15 protein-coding genes are annotated in these 18045 nt (G+C 44.7%); 9 read left to right on the top strand and 6 right to left on the bottom strand.

The window, feature by feature from the left end; translation table 11 throughout:
* Positions 1 to 46: 46 nt before the first annotated feature.
* The 5 genes from DWW91_RS18790 to DWW91_RS18770 form a co-directional block, all read right to left on the bottom strand.
* Positions 47 to 1303: an MFS transporter gene (locus DWW91_RS18790; protein WP_007658274.1), complete on the bottom strand. Its 1257-nt coding sequence runs from the start codon at positions 1301 to 1303 to the stop codon at positions 47 to 49.
* Between the two features lie 46 nt (positions 1304 to 1349).
* Positions 1350 to 2426 (bottom strand): aldose epimerase family protein, encoded by a 1077-nt coding sequence (locus DWW91_RS18785; RefSeq protein ID WP_007658272.1) that lies wholly within the window; start codon positions 2424 to 2426, stop codon positions 1350 to 1352.
* Positions 2427 to 2626: 200 nt separating this feature from the next.
* Complete coding sequence (locus DWW91_RS18780; protein ID WP_122328594.1) at positions 2627 to 4393, bottom strand: ABC transporter ATP-binding protein; 1767 nt, start codon at positions 4391 to 4393, stop codon at positions 2627 to 2629.
* 3 nt (positions 4394 to 4396) lie between these two features.
* A complete protein-coding gene (locus DWW91_RS18775; RefSeq protein ID WP_122328593.1) occupies positions 4397 to 6121 on the bottom strand; it encodes an ABC transporter ATP-binding protein in 1725 nt (574 codons plus the stop codon).
* Positions 6122 to 6207: 86 nt separating this feature from the next.
* Positions 6208 to 7737 carry a hypothetical protein gene (locus DWW91_RS18770; RefSeq protein WP_199722606.1) on the bottom strand — a complete coding sequence of 510 codons (1530 nt, stop codon included), beginning with the start codon at positions 7735 to 7737 and terminating at the stop codon, positions 6208 to 6210.
* Between the two features lie 168 nt (positions 7738 to 7905).
* Here DWW91_RS18770 and rbsK point away from each other — a divergent pair, with 168 nt between their 5' ends.
* The 7 genes from rbsK to DWW91_RS18735 all read left to right on the top strand — a co-directional run bounded on the left by rbsK (position 7906) and on the right by DWW91_RS18735 (position 14651).
* Positions 7906 to 8835: a ribokinase gene (gene rbsK / locus DWW91_RS18765; protein WP_122328591.1), complete on the top strand. Its 930-nt coding sequence runs from the start codon at positions 7906 to 7908 to the stop codon at positions 8833 to 8835.
* A gap of 19 nt (positions 8836 to 8854) precedes the next feature.
* Positions 8855 to 10414, top strand: a complete 1560-nt coding sequence (locus DWW91_RS18760; protein ID WP_122328590.1) for an ADP-ribosylglycohydrolase family protein — start codon at positions 8855 to 8857, stop codon at positions 10412 to 10414.
* 9 nt (positions 10415 to 10423) lie between these two features.
* Positions 10424 to 11437 (top strand): nucleoside hydrolase, encoded by a 1014-nt coding sequence (locus tag DWW91_RS18755; protein WP_007658250.1) that lies wholly within the window; start codon positions 10424 to 10426, stop codon positions 11435 to 11437.
* Between the two features lie 7 nt (positions 11438 to 11444).
* Entirely contained in the window at positions 11445 to 12446 is a 1002-nt protein-coding gene (locus DWW91_RS18750) for a GRP family sugar transporter (RefSeq protein WP_007658249.1), read from the top strand.
* 157 nt (positions 12447 to 12603) lie between these two features.
* The gene (locus DWW91_RS18745) at positions 12604 to 13359 is read left to right on the top strand and encodes a hypothetical protein (RefSeq protein WP_122328589.1); all 756 of its coding nucleotides are present in this window, start codon (positions 12604 to 12606) and stop codon (positions 13357 to 13359) included.
* The gene (locus tag DWW91_RS18740) at positions 13334 to 13711 is read left to right on the top strand and encodes a GtrA family protein (protein ID WP_007658237.1); all 378 of its coding nucleotides are present in this window, start codon (positions 13334 to 13336) and stop codon (positions 13709 to 13711) included. Before DWW91_RS18745 ends, DWW91_RS18740 begins: the two co-directional genes overlap by 26 nt.
* A gap of 7 nt (positions 13712 to 13718) precedes the next feature.
* Complete coding sequence (locus DWW91_RS18735; protein WP_122328588.1) at positions 13719 to 14651, top strand: glycosyltransferase family 2 protein; 933 nt, start codon at positions 13719 to 13721, stop codon at positions 14649 to 14651.
* A gap of 79 nt (positions 14652 to 14730) precedes the next feature.
* Here DWW91_RS18735 and msrA read toward each other — a convergent pair whose 3' ends face one another.
* Positions 14731 to 15237 (bottom strand): peptide-methionine (S)-S-oxide reductase MsrA, encoded by a 507-nt coding sequence (gene msrA, locus DWW91_RS18730; RefSeq protein WP_122328587.1) that lies wholly within the window; start codon positions 15235 to 15237, stop codon positions 14731 to 14733.
* 63 nt (positions 15238 to 15300) lie between these two features.
* Between msrA and DWW91_RS18725 the strand changes: the two genes are divergently transcribed.
* Positions 15301 to 16491 carry a uracil-xanthine permease family protein gene (locus DWW91_RS18725; protein ID WP_122328586.1) on the top strand — a complete coding sequence of 397 codons (1191 nt, stop codon included), beginning with the start codon at positions 15301 to 15303 and terminating at the stop codon, positions 16489 to 16491.
* Positions 16492 to 16630: 139 nt separating this feature from the next.
* Positions 16631 to 18013, top strand: coding sequence for a polyamine ABC transporter ATP-binding protein (gene potA / locus DWW91_RS18720; RefSeq protein WP_007658233.1), 1383 nt, complete (start codon positions 16631 to 16633; stop codon positions 18011 to 18013).
* The last annotated feature ends 32 nt before the right edge of the window (positions 18014 to 18045 follow it).

The raw sequence follows: 18045 nt of genomic DNA, 5'->3' as shown, positions 1-18045 counted from the left end.
TTACGAATAAAACCGGATAATTTCATGAATAGACATATTGTTTATTTTATTCTGATTTCTTCGATGGTTTAGAACCGATAGCGGCATAGAACAGAATGTAAGCAGCACTAAAGAGTACAACCCAGTAGCTGGTCATATAATCAGTCATATCGGCAACCCAACCCTGGATGGCAACCATTACAGCGCAACCGAATACCATCGTCATAAAGATACCGCTGGCGATAGCTGTGTATTTTCCTAACCCTTCGACAGCCATGTTGAATATACCGCCCCACATTACGCTGGTGCAGAGACCTACGAGAAGGAATGCCAAAATACCAACGGGAACTTCCTGCCAGATCACACTTAATGAAGCCCAGTCTACACCAGGAACTTCAACTGTATTTGTTTCGGGTGAGAACATACCGAAGCTAACCAATAGAAGAGTTGCGATCGATACGATAGTGATCATCGTGCGGCTGGAAACCTTACCACCGATACTTGCTCCTACAAAACGTCCGATAAGCATCATCAGCCAATAAACAGCTACGATAAGACCAACGGTGCTGGCAGGTATGCCTTTCGCTGTAAGGTATTGAAGAATATAGGTCGGAGTTCCAACTTCAACGCTCATGTAAAGGAAGATAGCAAGTGCTCCCAATGCAAAATGGCGATGGCTTAAAGCGCCTTTGATCAAACTTGTGTCGACAGGAGCCTGTTCCGGTTCTTCGATTTTAGTAAACATGATAACTACGAATGCGATAACGAAAATAGCAAGGGCGATCATTAATGCCGGTGTTGCGTCGGCAATATGTGCTTTGGCTGCATCACCGATAAGAGCTCCCATCAGGATGTAGCAGGCAACAGCAGCAGTACTGTTGAATACACCACCGAGCTGGATAAGCTGGTTACCCTTGTTTCCACCGCCACCGAGCAGGTTAAGCATCGGATTAACCACACAGTTAAGAATACACATTGTGAAACCGCTGATAAATGCTCCGATCAGGTAAACCAGGAAAGCGCTATCTTTGCCCACATGGCCACTCAACCATTGAACTAAAATACCTATGACACCTACGGCAAGACCGATAAGAGCTGTTTTCTTGTAGCCGTATTTGGCGATAAGCATACCGGCAGGGATACCCATTACCAGATAGGCAATGAAGTTACCATAGTTTCCAATTTGAGCAAGAACATTACTTGCTCCAAAGTCGTTCTTTACGATAATAGCCATTGGTGAACAAAGGTTAGTCACGAATGCAATCATTGCAAAAAGTGCAATCATAATGATGATGGCACCCCATTGTTTTTTTTCTTGAGTCATTGATTGATCTTTTTTATTGTTATTGATATATTAATTTTGTTATTTGTTATTCGGCTGAGAATTTATAGATAGTCTTGCTTTCGAAAACTTCTCCTGGACGAAGTACGGTCGACGGATATTCCGGTTTGTTCGGACTATCGGGGAAATGTTGTGTTTCCAGGCATAAGGCTGCTCTTGCCGGATAGCGTTGTCCGTTCTTTCCTTCGAAATTGCCGGTCATCCAGTTACCTGTATATAATTGTACGCCCGGTTGAGTAGTATATGTTTCCATGATGATACCGGTCTTGGGAGATTGACAGCGGGCACAGAAACCCAGTTCGCCTTCTTCCTTATTTAATATATAGGTATGGTCATAGCCTCTTGCCCAGGTCAACTGGTCGGTCGGTTCGTCGATGCGGGTACCTACCAGATAAGGAGTGCGGAAGTCCATCGGCGTACCTTCTACTTTTTCGGGGGCACCGTAAGGAATGGCAGTTTCATCCGTAGGCAGATAATAGTCTGCATTGATGGTTAACGTATGGTCTGCAACTGACGGGTCACCGGCTCCTGACAGGTTGAAGTAGGAGTGGTTGGTCAGATTTAATACGGTAGGCTTGTCTGTTACGGCCTGATACATGATCACGACTTCGTTGTCGTCGGTCAGGTGATAAGTGACAGTAGTCTGTAGTGTGCCGGGGAAACCTTCTTCGCCGTCGGCTGAGGTATATTTCAGTTCTACGGTCTGGTCGTCGGTTTGATTAGCGTCCCACACAACGGAATTGAAACCTTTCAGTCCTCCGTGGAGGCTGTTAGGGCCGTTGTTGATAGCCAGCTTATCGTATACAATACCATCCAGTGTAAATGTTCCTTTGGCAATGCGGTTACCGTAGCGGCCGCAGATTGCTCCGAAGTAAGGTTCTTCAGAGACCAGATAATCATCGAGGGAATTATGTCCGGTAACTACATCGGTTAACTTGCCGGACCGATCCGGTACCATAAGCGATACAATTTTTGCACCGTAGTTGGTAATGGTAAGTTCTGCACCTTTTTTATTGGTCAGGATACATAGCATCGTCTCCTTCCCGTCTATTTGCTTGCTGAAATTTGCAACAGCCAAGCCAGACAGTGTATTCTTGTTCTTCATGTATGTAATGTTATCAAAATTGCGTGTAAAATTAGCCTACTTCTTTGTAAGTAGGATGCGCGAAAAGATGTTATAAAGCATAAAGCGGCTTTTTGTCTGTCAAAAGAGTGTATTATCCACCTTTCTGGAAGCGAAGAATACGTTTTGCAATCCCAGTCAGGTTGCCCTTGTTGTATCATTTCCTGCTGAGAGGGTCGTACTCATTCGAACTGTTCCTGGTTGAGGGAGTAATATTTCCCTTTCAGTGCCAGTAATTCCTGATGGCTGCCTTGTTCGATAATCTTTCCATGTTCGAGGACGAGGATAAGGTCGGCGTTTCTCACTGTTGAGAGACGGTGGGCGATGATGAGGCTCGTACGTCCTTGCATCAGTTGGTCGAGACCTTTCTGGATAAGGATTTCGCTGCGGGTGTCGATATTGCTGGTCGCTTCATCCAGTAGCAGGATGGGAGGGTCGGCAATGGCGGCACGGGCGATATTGAGTAACTGGCGCTGTCCCTGGCTCAGGTTGGCACCGTCGTTTTCAAGGAGCGTGTCATAGCCTTGGGGGAGGCGCTTGATAAAGGAATGGGCAGCTGTTAGTTTGGCGGCGGCAATGACTTCCTCGTCGGTCGCATCGAGACGGCCGAAACGGATATTTTCGCGTACGGTTCCGGTGAAGAGATGCGTATCCTGGAGGACGATTGCCATGGATTGACGCAGGTTGTTTCGTTTGATCCGGCGGAGGGGATGACCGTCTATCGTGATTTCTCCCGACTGGATATCGAAGAAGCGGGGAAGCATGTTCAGGATAGTTGTCTTTCCGGCTCCGGTGGCACCGACCAGAGCAATTTTGCAGCCGGCCCTTGCATGCAGGGAGATTCCTTTCAGAATCGTTTTCTCCGGTTTGTATCCGAAATAAACGTCTTTCATGGCTACGTCGCCTTGTACATGCTGTAATGCGATTGCGTCGGAAGCATCTGGTGTTTCGGGTGTTTCGTCTATGACTTCAAAGATACGTTCGGCACCGGCAATAGCTGCCTGGATACTGTTGTAGAGGCTGGCGAGTTCGTTGATCGGACGCCCGAACTGGCGGGAGTATTGCAGGAAGGCGGCCAGTCCGCCGACATCGAATCCGCGGAAGATGGCGAGCAGGGCGCCGACGATGGTGATAAATACATAATTCAGCGTATTTAGGTTCTGCATGACGGGCATCATCAGTCCGGAGTAGAACTGGGCCTTTTGCGACTTCTCTTTCAGATCGCTGTTCTGCACTTCAAAGTTGGCATTTACTTTCTTTTCATGGCCGAATACTTTGACGACCTTTTGTCCGCTTATCATTTCTTCGATATAACCGTTCAGTGTACCGATAGATTCCTGCTGTGCTTTGAAATATTTGCAGCTTCGCTTTACAATTTCTTTTGCGCTGAGGAACATCAGCGGGACAGTAATCAGGGTTACAAGCGTCAGGACCGGACTGATATAAAGCATCAGGCAGAAGATACCGATCAGCGTCAGAGCGCTGGAGAGCATATCGGAGAGGCTGTCGGTCAAGGCGTCGCTGATCTTGTCGATATCATTCGTATAACGGCTCATCAGGTCGCCATGTTGATGGGTATCGAAATACTTGACCGGCAGGTGTTCCATCTTCTCAAAAAGGTCGGAACGCATCCGGGTGACTGTTCGCTGGCCGATCTTGTTCAATAATATATATTGGATATACACGGCTGCGACCCCTGTCAGATACACGACGGCCAGAATAATCAGTGTCCGTATCAATCCGTGGAAATCTCCCGGAATGATATAGTCGTTGATGATAGGACGCAACATATAAGAGCCCAGCAGGTTGGCTATGATGCTGACAATAATCAGGAAGCCAATCACGAACAACAAGCGCCGGTCGCATGACAGGTACGATATCAGCCGACAGAAGGTTTTTCGTCCTTCTTTGGGTTTTGCATTATCTTTCAAGTGATCTCCGTGTGCCATAACTTAAAATAATACTTGTTGTGAATGATAGATTTCCTGATAGACGGTCGAACGCTTGATTAGTTCGTCCGGTGTTCCGATAGCGTTGATCTCGCCGTCTTCCAACACGATGACACGGTCGGCAGACTGCATGGTGTTGATTCGCTGGGTGATGATGAATACGGTTGTATCGTGCAGCATGGCATTCAGGTTGTTCCGTATTTTCAGTTCCGTTTCGGTATCGACGGCACTGGTACTATCGTCCAGGATAAGGATTTTCGGTTTACGGAGCAAGGCACGGGCAATGCAGATACGTTGTTTCTGGCCGCCGGAGACATTGATACCTCCGCGTCCCAGCAACGTATTGTAACCCTCGGTGAAGGAGCAGATGAAATCGTGTGCTTCGGCGGCACGGGCGGCTTCTTCGATTTCCTCCATCGAAGCGTCCGGCTTTCCCCATCTCAGGTTGTCGATAATGGTACCGGTAAACAGTTCGTTCTTTTGCAGAACCATGCCGATGCGGGCATGCAGTTCATCCAGGTTATAGTTTTTTACCGGGATGCCGTCGATCCGTATTTCTCCCGAAGTGGCGTCGTATAAACGCGGTATCAGTTGCACCAGGGAGCTTTTGGCAGAACCGGTGGCACCGACCAGCGCAATTGTTTCGCCCGGGTTGGCTCGGAAACTGATATGTTGCAAGACATCGTTTTCCCCGCCGGTATAGCGGAAACCGACATTGTCGAAAGTCACTTCTCCTTTCTCTATTCGGTATTTATCCCGTAAACCTTCTTGTGTGTTGGTCAAAGAAGGTTTCGTATCCAGTACTTCCAGGATACGTTTGGAAGAGGCGGAGGCCCGGGCATACGACATAATAATCATGGAAAGCATCATCAGTGACATCAAAACCTGCGCCAGATAATTGACGAACGAAATCAGTTCGCCGACCTTCAACTCGCCGTACATCACTTTTTGTCCGCCCAGCCACAGGATAGCCAGGATGGATAAGTTCATAACCAGCTGCATGACCGGAAATATGGAAACGACAATATTGGATGCCCGGATAACCATATCGCGTAACTCTTCGCTGCTCCTGGTAAATTTCTTTGTCTCGAAATCTTCCCGGACGAACGATTTGACTACACGGATATTAATGAGATTCTCCCTGACCACTCCGTTCAGTTGGTCCACTTTCTGCTGTACTTTCAGGAAATAAGGAAACCCTTTGCTGAGTATCAGGTAAACGCTTCCTCCCAGAATGGGGATGGCGGCTATCAGTACAACAGCCAGCTCCCGGTTAATCCTGACAACGAAAAAGACAGCCATCGCCAACATAAGGGGAGAACGGAGCAGAAGCCGCATAGACATCAGCACAATTTGCTGTATACGGGAAATATCGCTTGTCAACCGTGTCACCAGCGAAGCCGAACTGAATTTATCTATATCGAAAAAGGACAGTTGTTGTATCTTGTCGAAAAGCCTGGTCCGCAAGTCGGTTCCGAAGCCGATACCGATGCGGGAAGACACATACACATTAATGATATTAACGAATAATCCCGCCAACGAAATCAAAATCATAAAGGTGCCGACCCGTGTAATAACCGAAAGGTCACGAGGCATAACCCCGTTGTCGATAATCTCAGCCATAAACATCGGCTGAACAGTTTCACACAGTACAGTTATCAGTACAAGCAGCGGACTGACTGCCAGTCCTCCTTTATATTGTTTGAGTATTTGCCAATATTTCTCCATGTTGTTCTGCAAAGATAGAACATAATTGGGAAAAGAGTTGTTCGATGTGTTAAATACACTTCTGCTTACCCGGTGAGGCTTTTTGGTTATCCGATATAGTTTTCTTTTAATATTTCGGCGAAAGGTCTGTTTGTCAGTTTACTTTCTATCCATGAAAGTATATCGAATGTTTTAAGCAGTTGCTTTTCATATTTGTCTTCCCTGATTTTTACTATTTCCTTTTGAAATTGCATCCACAGTTTGTTTTGCGCTTTCTGATAAGACGGCAATGGATAGGACATGACAAAACGGAACAGTAGCTTTTCTGTACGGTATATATGTTTTTCATAATGAATATTACGCTTGATGGAGTTGATTTCATTTTCGAAAAAGCTGTAATCCCCCAGTTCAGCCAGTATCAGCAGATTTATCAACCGGGCCGTTTTATACGAAGGCAATGTATGAAATAGTTTGCCGGAGCTGAATATTTTCTTCATGCTTTTGCGTGCTCTCTTCGGTTCTTCCAGGCACAGATAAAGAATGGAAGTATTCAAATATAGTTTTAGTTGTGTTTCCAACCTGAGCAGGCCGGTCTTTTTAAACAAATGATCTTCATAGTTGCCGGATAGTTCCAAGGCAATTTCGAACTTGCCTGTATTTATATAACTAACTTGCTCATATTGATAGATGGAAGCATTTATTTCCAAAAAAAATTCTGTTGCGTAGTCGCCCTGCTGCATTTTTCTCAGGCGGTCTATGAAAAAAGGCATTTCCTGGTACAGTCCTGCCAGATGAAGACTATCGAGAATGCCTTTTAGGGCACTCAAATAGTAAATCGGAGGATTCAGGATCAGGTGCTGATTCGATTCGAAAAGAGTAATAAGTTCCTGATAAAAACGGATGGCTGATTTATAGTTACCTGTATTCAGATAATAAGTGGCCTGAAACAGGAGATGTAGTTTTCTGGCTTCAAATCCTTTGTAGGAATTATTGGCTATCAGATTCAGTTCGCTTAAAACCAGGTCATTCAGGTTGTCTTTTTGTTTCTCGGAGCGTATATATCCTTTATTGGCAATCCGATGTTTTAAAATATCATATAGTTGCAGGTGAAGATTGATATTTCTTGAATATTTCATGATGTCATTGATCTTCATCTGTTTATTGACCAGTTCCCGTTCAGATATTTCATTGAAGCCGAGTGAACTGAGATATTTAAGTTCAGTCCGGCGTATCAGAAGGAGGAGCGGATCGTTTTCATAGGTTGCTGCAAGTTTTTGGGCTTTATTCAGTTGATTGAAGGCTTCTTCAAACAGTTCTCTTTCGAACAGAATGTCTGCTTTTGTTATATAGTTGAAAATAGTTGCCTGTACATCTTCTTTCTTCCGTAAATGTACCAGGCAATCCATAATCACCCGGTAAAGATGCTTGGCTGCCATATCGAAATTGTTCTTGTTTTCCTCCTGGCAATAGAGCCTGTAAACTCCGTCGGAAGGAATCCCTTTATTGATCAGGTCGAACAGGAAAAGATAGTTCTTTTCACCACTTTGCAAATTGGCATATAAACGGAAGTATCTTTTTTCTGCCTTTGTCAGAGACTGTATAAGCTGTATGAGATGATCAGGATTCGTGTATTTCATGTCAGTACCGGATTTATTTATAAAGTGTTTTTGAGGTAGCATCAGTACACGAATTTAGAAAAAGTTTTTTATTTGGGATTATCTGTATGGATAAATTATTTATGGAATAGTAGAGAATATAGAGCTATATTTGTATCGCTTCATTGCAGACTTTAAATTCGTATAGATATGGATACAGAACAATTATGCCGGCATAATATCCTGGTGGTGGGCAGTAGCAACACCGACATGGTAATCAAGGCCGGACATCTTCCCCGTCCGGGGGAAACCATTCTGGGAGGAACTTTCTTTATGAATCCCGGAGGAAAAGGTGCAAATCAGGCGGTCGCTATTGCCCGTTTGGGAGCATCTGTAACTTTTATATGTAAGACAGGCAGTGATATTTTCGGACATCAGTCTCAGCAACTTTTCGAAGAGGAGGGGATTAATACTTCCTATATCTTTTCAGACTCGGAGTATCCTTCCGGCGTAGCTCTGATAACAGTAGATGAGCAGGCCGAAAATTGTATAGTGGTGGCTTCCGGTGCAAATGCCAATTTATTACCTTCGGATCTGGCAAAAGCGGAAGAGGCTGTCGATCTGGCAGATATTGTTTTGATGCAGTTAGAGATACCGATGGAGACTGTAGAATATGTTGCGGAGATCGCATATTATAAGAATAAAAAGGTGATATTGAATCCGGCTCCGGCACAACCGTTATCTCCGTCGTTATTAAAACATCTTTATATGATTACGCCTAACGAAACAGAGGCGGAAATGATTTCCGGAGTTAAAATAACCGGGCAGGAGTCGGCGGTTAAGGCAGCACGTGTTCTTTCTGAAATGGGCGTGCAGAATGTCATCATTACGCTGGGTTCAAAAGGGGCGCTGGTCTATTGCGACGAAGGAGTGGAGTTTATCCCTGCTTTCAAAGTAGAGGCTGTGGATACGACGGCAGCAGGTGATGTCTTTAATGGCGCCTTGGCTGTTGCTTTATCGGAAGGGCGGAACCAGATCGAGGCTGTCCGGTTTGCCTGTAAAGCTTCCGCTATTTCCGTCACACGGGTCGGGGCACAATCGTCCGTCCCTTACAGGAGTGAAGTCGATATATTTGAATAACAACTATAATCTGTATATTATGAAAAATCTAATTATTCCTGTTTTATCAGGTTGTTTTCTCCTGTTGGCTTCTACGGCTTGTTCCGAACGAGCGTCGACAACAGGAAAACAAGTTGTTTTACCATCGGAAATATCGATCAGCAAAGACAAACTGATGGATAAGATCAAAGGAGGCTGGGCCGGACAAGCGATTGGTTGTACATATGGAGGGCCGACGGAGTTTCGTTATAACGGGACGATGATTCAGGATTATGTTCCTATTGTCTGGCCGGACGGGTATATAAAATGGTGGTATGAGAATGTTCCGGGATTATATGACGATGTTTATATGGACCTTACTTTTGTTGATGTCTTCGACCGTCTGGGCTTGGATGCACCTGTCGATTCTTTTGCGATGGCATTTGCGAATGCCGGATATACGCTATGGCATGCCAATCAGGCTGCACGCTATAATATCCTGCAAGGTATCATGCCTCCCGCTTCCGGCCATTGGCTGAACAATCCGCATGCGGATGACCTGGATTATCAGATCGAAGCCGATTATGCCGGTTTGATGTCGCCGGGGATGCCGAATACAGCTTCGGAGATCTCGGATAAGATCGGGCATATCATGAATTATGGCGACGGTTGGTATGGTGGCGTTTATGTGGGAGCCATGTATTCACTCGCATTTGTTTCGGATGATATAGCGTTTATAGTTTCCGAAGCCCTTAAAACGATTCCGGAAGAAAGCCGTTATTATCAATGTATGAACGATGTGATCCGCTGGCATAAAGAGTTTCCGGATGATTGGAAACGTACCTGGTTTGAATGCGAAAAGAAATGGAGCGAAGATATCGGTTGCCCGGATGGCGTTTTTGTCCCGTTCAATATCGATGCTGTAATTAACAGTGCTTATATCCTGATCGGTTTGTTGTATGGTGAAGGTGATTTTTATAAAACGATGGATATTGCCACCCGTTGCGGGCAGGATTCCGATTGTAATCCGGCTTCGGCCGCTGGAATTTTAGGGACAGTTTTAGGGTACAGCAAGATTCCTGAATATTGGTTGAAAAACCTGAGAGAAGTGGAGGATATGGACTTTGCCTATACTACGATCTCTCTGAATAAGACCTACCGGATGAGTTTTAACCAGGCTTTGCAGGTCGTAGAACGGAATGGAGGGAAGATAGAAGGAGATAATGTCTTTATTTCCTGCCAGCAACCTGTTCCGGTAAGATTGGAGAAGGCTTTCGAAGGATTATATCCGGTAGACCGTATAGGTGTTAATAAACAAGTGGCAAAAGTGGGTGACGTTACATTTGAAGGGACAGGCATTGTCTTTAAAGGGAATGTGCAGGCCAGGGATAACGAGTATGTTGCCCATGTGGAAATGTACATAGATGGGGAATTAGTGGAAACAGCCAATTTACCCGCTTCATATATTACCCGCCGCCATGAATTGTTCTGGAAATATCAGTTGCCTGAAAAACAGCACACCGTCACTTTTAAATGGCTGAATCCCCATCCGGATGCATCAGTCAATTTCGGTGAAGCGATTGTTTATTCGGATGCACCATTGAAAATAAACCATCAATAATATCATATCATGAAACATCTATTTTTGTTAATCTGTGTATTATCCCTGCTGGTCTCCTGTAACAGTACACCGAAGAAAACCGTACAGGAAACCGCCATGCAGCCTGTCAGTCTGATCCTGGATACTGATTTGGGGCCTGATTATGATGATGTCGGTGCAATGGCTGTCATGCATGCCCTGGCTGATAGCGGATATGTCGATATTCTTGCAACTTTGTCATCCAACCATGATGAATCAGTCGTCCCTTGTATCGAAGTATTGAATACCTATTTTAATCGTCCTTCCATTCCTGTCGGGGCGCCCAAAAGCGAAGGCGGTGTAACGATGACTTCCGGTCATAAGATCAAATGGACGGAGGCTTTGCCTGATAAATATCCTCATAAAACAAAGAAGACGTCGGATGCTCCTGATGCCGTTCAGGTATATCGCAAAGTGCTGAGTGCGCAGCCAGATAAAAGTGTGGTGATCTGTACAATCGGCTTTTTTACCAATCTGAAAGACCTGTTACATTCCGAAGGTGACGAATATAGCCCTTTGTCAGGAAAAGAACTGGTCGCTAAAAAGGTAAAACAGGTTGTCGCTATGGCTGGCTTTTTCCCAAAAGGACGGGAGTTCAATGTCTTTTGTGACACGCCGGCTTCGAAGACTGTGGCAGAACAATGGCCTACTGAAATTGTCTTTAGTGGTTTTGAGATCGGAAATGTCGTTTTGACGGGTAAGAAGCTGGTCGCTTCCGATATAACGGATAGTCCCGTAAAGGATGCTTATGCCTTGTGCTTTGCGGAAGGAGATCCGGACGGACGGATGAGTTGGGATCTTACGGCTGTCTGGGTCGCCATTAAAGGATATGACCCTTATTATAATGTGGAACGTGGAATATTCAAAGTGATCGATGAGGAAGGTACTAACACTTGGATTCCGGACGAGAACGGAAAGGACCTTCGTCTGATAGAAAAGATGCCGGCCGGTCAGATGGCTGCCTTGCTGGAAAATTATATGATGCATCAACCTGGTTCTAAATAGTAAAGATATGTTTATTGTACAAAGTTATACATTGGCAATTGTTTTTTGTGTTGTGACCATGTTGTGTTGGGGCTCATGGGGAAATACACAGAAACTGGCCTCCAGGACATGGAGGTATGAGTTCTTTTATTGGGATTATGTGATCGGAGTTCTTTTGTTCTCCGTTATCTCTGCTTTTACCTTGGGTAGTATCGGTTCCGAAGGCCGCAGTTTTATTCCCGATCTGATGCAGGCCGAACCGGTCAGCATCGGCAGTGCGTTTTTGGGAGGAATCATTTTTAATGCCTCGAACATATTGCTTTCGGCAGCAATAGCCATATGCGGTATGTCCGTCGCTTTTCCGGTAGGAGTTGGTTTGGCTTTGGTTTTGGGCGTCCTGATCAATTATTTTGGTGCCGCTAAAGGAGAGCCATTGTTTATTTTTGTCGGTGTGGCATTGATTGCTGTTGCGATCCTTCTGAACGGGCTGGCTTATAAAAAAGCATTGGTCGGCTCAAAAAAAGTTTCCGGAAAAGGAATATTTATTTCTGTTGCAGCCGGTGTGATCATGGCTTTCTTTTACCGTTTTGTTGCTGCTTCCATGGATCTGGAAAACTTTGCCTCTCCCGCAGCAGGCAAGTTGACGCCCTATACGGCTGTTTTCATTTTTGCCCTCGGCGTATTTGCCAGCAATTTTCTCTTTAACACGATTGCAATGAAAAAACCGGTAGAAGGCGCCCCTGTCTCTATTGCCGGTTATTTTAAAGGGAATATCCGTACCCATTTTGTCGGGATATTAGGCGGAGTGATCTGGTGTATAGGGCAGTCATTCAGTATGATTGCTTCTGAAAAAGCCGGAGCCGCCATTTCTTACGGCCTGGGGCAAGGTGCAACATTGGTTTCGGCCCTGTGGGGAATCCTGATCTGGCATGAATTTAAAGGAGCGCCCAGATCTTCCGGTTATCTGAATTTGGGAATGTTCCTGTTTTTTGTTGTCGGTTTGGGTTTCCTGATCTATGCAGGCGTTTGATTCGCATAATTTGAACTGATCTGGGGGATAAAAGGTAAATAAAAATGCCATTTATCCCCGTTTTTATGCTCTAATGCCAAAAATATCGGGAAAAAGCCTTACTTTTGTCTTAGTTTCTTGTTTATTGGGTATAGTATATAACTAAAAAAACAGGTCTATGAAAGAAGAAGGTGATGTATTCAAGAAGTTCCGTGACTCTTTTAGCAAGATGGACGGACATTTCCATATATTAGAACAGCGTGTTCCGGTTGAACTTCAGATGGAATATTTCAAGTATTCCGAACAGGTTCGTAAAGAAAGGGCAAAACCGGATTTAAACGATATGGATTATACAGCCTTCCGCGAAAGTCTGTCTAATCCGGAGTCGACAACCGATTATAAGAAATATATTTTATCCATGCTGGCAACTTCCCGCGAGGTGAAAGCCTACCGGATGCTGGAAGATTATGTGCAGCACCCGGACGAAGATGTGAGCAACTGGGCTTATATGGCTTTGATGGAAAGTCGCATCTCTTTGGAGTCGGAGTTGTCGGATGAGAAACAAATATATATTTCGACAGGGCTGGGAGGCAAAGGTGAGAAATTGCGCTTTTACGTATTGATGTTATCCAGGGATCGTAAACCTTTCCTGGAGTATCAGCGTAAAGTCATAGAACGTGAGTTCGCTTATTTCCTGCCGAAGGCCGACTGCGAGATAGAGCGCCTGACGATCGGGGAGCAATATGTGGAACTGGTGTTTTTGATACCGGTACGTGCAGACATCAAGTTAACCCTTGACAAGGTTATCAATGAATGTAACCAATACGGCGATTTCCTTTCAGACATCTTTACAATAACAAATGTAAAGGAACTGACACAGCAGGAAGTCACTGATATTATAAATAAGAATGGAAACAGTAAAACAAGCCATTAAGTATGGTATAGTGGGAGTGGGGAACACCGTTATAACAGCTGTCGTTATCTGGATAATGATGAAGCTGCTCGGTTGTTCGGATATTGTATCGAATATAGTCGGTTATGCGGCGGGGGTACTGAACAGTTTTATCTGGAACAAGCAATGGACGTTCCATAGCGATGCGGGCTGGATGAGCAGTGCCGTCCGTTTTGGTGTTGTGTTCGGTATCTGTTACCTGATGCAACTGGGTTTGCTGATGTATCTGAATGCCAACCTGTCGATCGATCCTTATTATAACCAGTTGCTGGCTATGGCTTTTTATACGGTTATTAATTTCGTAATGAATAAGTTTTATACATTCAAGTCATAAAAAGCAGATGAAGAAGCTTGCAGTTATAGTGCCGTGTTACAACGAGGAGTTGGTTATATCCGAATCATACCGTCGTATAAAGGAAGCATTGCAGTCGGTGCCTATTGCTACTGAGATTATTTATATTAACGATGGAAGTCGGGATAAAACCCGGGAATTACTGGATGGTATAGCTGCCTCTGATCCACAGGTAAAGGTAATCCATTTTTCAAGAAACTTCGGACATCAGCCGGCCGTAACGGCAGGTATCAATAACTGTGACGCTGATCTGGCCGTCATACTCGATGCCGATATGCAGGACCCTCCCGAACTGATTCCCGGTATATTGGAATTGCAGGAAAAAGAGCATGCAAACGTAGTCTATTGCGTACGAAAATCAAGAGAAGGGGAAAGCTTTTTCAAAAAAATTACCTCAAAAGCATTTTACCGTTTGCTTAATTATATGAGTGACGTCAGCTTTCCGTTGGATACCGGTGACTTCCGTATGATCGACCGGAAAATTATGGATCAATTCGACCGTTTTCAGGAACGGGGTAAATATATCAGGGGATTGATAAGCTGGCTCGGTTATAAGCAGGTGCCGTTTTATTATGAGCGGGAAGCCCGGATTGCCGGTGAAACGAAATATCCTTTCAGCAAAATGTGGAAATTTGCTTCGACGGCCATGTTGTATTTCTCTAAAAAGCCGCTTCGGTTGGCAACAAGTTTGGGATTTATAGCTGTGGTGGTCGGTATTGTTTTGGCCGCCTGGTTTACACTGGGAAAAATCTACGGGTTCAGTAATGCCGAAAGCGGTTGGACTTCCATTATGACATCTGTTATTTTCTTTGGCGGTGTTCAGTTGTTGACGGTGGGTGTCTTAGGACAATATGTAGGGATTCTGTTCGATGAAATCAAAGCGCGTCCCGAATATATTATTGACGATAAGAAAAACTTCTGATAGTATATTTTTAGTTTCTTCCGGATGAAACAGTTGTTTCTCCCGGAAGAAATTTTAGTTTCCCTAGGATGAAACAAAATCAATCATTGAATATCTTTCGATAAATATGGCAATAAGGAGTTTCTCCCTTCTTGTCGTAATAATGTTGGTGATAGTCTTCTCCTATCCAGAATTTCTCGGCGGGTTCCAATGCTGTAGCTACTTTAAATCCCATTCCGAATAATTTACCGATATATCTTTCCGCGATCTCCTTTTGTTCTTCATTGCAATAGAAGATAACGGAGCGGTATTGGCTGCCTATGTCCGGACCTTGTCCGCCTACCTGTGTGAAATCATGTGTTTCGAAGTAAAGACGCAGCAATTGTTCGAAGCTGGTTTGTGAAGGATCAAAGATGACTTCAACGGTTTCTACATGGCCGGTTGTCCCTGTTTTAACTTCCGGATAGGACGGATTATTTGCTGTTCCGCCCATGTAGCCGACATGCGTATATTCTACGCCTTTTACTTTTTCCAGGTGATATTGGGTTCCCCAAAAACAGCCGGATGCAAAATAGGCTGTTTCTTTATGAAAGCTATTCTGTGTCATATTCTTATTCAGCGTTTGAATTATTCTATTTATATTTGTGCAAATATAATCTTTTATTTCGCAATGGACAGCAAAAAATCACTGAGCCCCGCTCAAAAAACAATAGTGGGCGTTCAATTTCTCTTTGTAGCCTTTGGTGCAACAGTATTAGTGCCTTTATTGGTCGGTCTTGATCCTTCGACAGCCCTTTTTACTGCCGGGCTGGGTACATTGATCTTTCATCTGGTTACAAAAGGAAAAGTTCCTATTTTCCTGGGAAGTAGTTTTGCTTTCGTTGCTCCCATCATTAAAGCGACGGAATTATATGGTTTGCCGGGTACGATGTCCGGTCTGGTTGCCGTAGGTGCTGTCTACGGACTGATGAGCGCATTGATAAAATGGCGTGGCATCGGTTTTATTAAAACGCTTTTCCCTCCGGTCGTGATCGGGCCGGTTATTATACTGATTGGTTTGTCGCTTGCCGGTTCCGGTGTGAATATGGCGAAAGAGAACTGGCCGCTGGCCCTGATCGCTTTGCTGACGGCTATTCTGGCATCCTTGCTCGGGAAGGGGATGATCAAGCTGATCCCTATCTTTTGCGGGATAATTGTGGGGTATATTGCCGGGGCAGTCTTTGGGATGATTGATTTTGAACCGATTGTTGCCGCTCCCTGGTTTGCGTTTCCCCAGTTCGTTAAACCGGAATTATCCTGGGGAGCTGTGATTTTTATGATTCCGGTTACCATAGCCCCGATCATTGAACATATCGGCGATGTGTATGCTATCAATGAAGTGACCGGTAAAGATTTCGTGAAAGATCCGGGTTTGCACCGTACTATGTTGGGGGATGGCCTGGCATGTGTTGCTGCCGGCCTGATCGGAGGACCTCCTGTAACGACTTATTCCGAAGTGACTGGCGCTATCTCGCTGACAAAGATCACGGACCCTACCGTTATCCGTATTGCTGCGGTGACAGGTATTGTCTTTTCTGTCTTTGGGAAGATCAGTGCTTTTCTGAAATCGATTCCGCCGGCAGTGTTGGGCGGAATAATGTTGTTATTGTTCGGTACGATTGCGGCTGTCGGTATAAACAGCCTGATACAAAACCGGACGAATCTGGGCGATACACGCAACCTGATTATTGTTTCGCTGATCCTTACCTTCGGCATAGGTGGCGCAGCAATTGAATTTGGCGGCTTTACAATGGCCGGTATCGGGTTGTCCGCATTGTTGGGAGTTTTACTGAATCTGTTGTTACCCAAGGGAAATAAATAAAGTTCGGCAACGTTCTTTTATATATCCATCTCTTAACGGTTCAGACGTTTTGAAAGTCCCTTAAAATGTATACCTTTGTGCCGCTTTTTATAAATGGGAGCGATTATATGTTTAACTTGTAAGGAAAAGGGATAAATCTATGCAAAAGTCCGACTGCATTATCAGTGTAGAACATGTATCCAAGTTCTTTGGGGACAAGGCTGTGCTGAATGATGTAAATTTGTTTGTCCGTAAGGGCGAGTTTGTTACTATTTTGGGACCTTCCGGTTGTGGTAAGACCACATTGTTACGTCTGATAGCCGGATTTCAGACCGCTTCGGAAGGGGAGATCTCCATTGCAGGAAAGGAGATTACACAAACACCGCCACATAAAAGGCCGGTCAATACGGTGTTTCAGAAATATGCATTGTTCCCGCACCTGAATGTTTTCAATAATATCGCTTTCGGCCTGAAATTAAAGAAACTGCCTTCCGCCGTGATCGAAAAGAAGGTAAAGCAAGCCTTGAAGATGGTCGGTATGACCGACTACGAATACCGTGATGTCGATTCCCTTTCCGGCGGACAACAGCAACGTGTCGCCATTGCCCGGGCCATTGTGAATGAACCGGAAGTGTTATTACTCGACGAACCGTTGGCTGCACTCGACCTGAAGATGCGTAAAGATATGCAGATGGAATTGAAGGAAATGCATAAGTCACTCGGCATAACCTTCGTTTATGTAACACATGACCAGGAAGAAGCATTGACATTGAGCGATACGATTGTCGTGATGAGCGAAGGCCGTATCCAGCAGATAGGAACCCCGATCGATATCTATAACGAACCGATCAACTCGTTTGTAGCCGACTTCATCGGTGAAAGTAATATCCTGAACGGATTGATGATAAAAGATAAGCAAGTCTCTTTTGCCGGACACGATTTTGAATGTGTCGATGAAGGTTTCGGAGAACAGGCACCGGTCGATGTCGTAATCCGTCCGGAAGATATTTATATATTCGACCCGTCGGAAGCTGCTATGCTGACCGGAACGGTTACTTCTTCCATCTTTAAAGGAGTCCATTACGAAATGATGGTGCAGACTCCCGAAGGATACGAGTTCATGGTACAGGATTATCATTGTTTTGAAGCCGGACAGGAAGTCGGATTGCTGGTAAAACCATTCGATATTCATGTTATGAAGAAAGAACGTGTCTGCAACACGTTTGAAGGTAAAATGATTGATTCTACCCATGTGGAATTTCTTGGAACCACTTTTGAGTGTAACGAAGTTTCCGATATGGAACCGGACGCTCCTGTAAAAGTGGAAGTCGATTTCCGTCATGTTATTCTGGAGGATAATGAAGAAGACGGCAAGCTGACAGGTGAAGTGAAATTTATCCTGTACAAAGGGAACCATTATCATCTGACAGTGTTTACTGACTGGGACGAAGATATTTTCGTCGATACGACAGATGTCTGGGACGATGGTGACCGGGTCGGTATACGGATTGCCCCTGAGAATATACGTATTATTCATAACTAAAAGGAAAGGAAGTGATAAATAAAGTCTCAGCA

The organism is Parabacteroides sp. AF17-3, from assembly GCF_003635445.1.
In the GTDB taxonomy this organism is placed as follows: domain Bacteria; phylum Bacteroidota; class Bacteroidia; order Bacteroidales; family Tannerellaceae; genus Parabacteroides; species Parabacteroides goldsteinii.
Note: the sequence above shows the minus strand (reverse complement) of the source record. Positions and strands in the feature narration are given on the sequence as shown.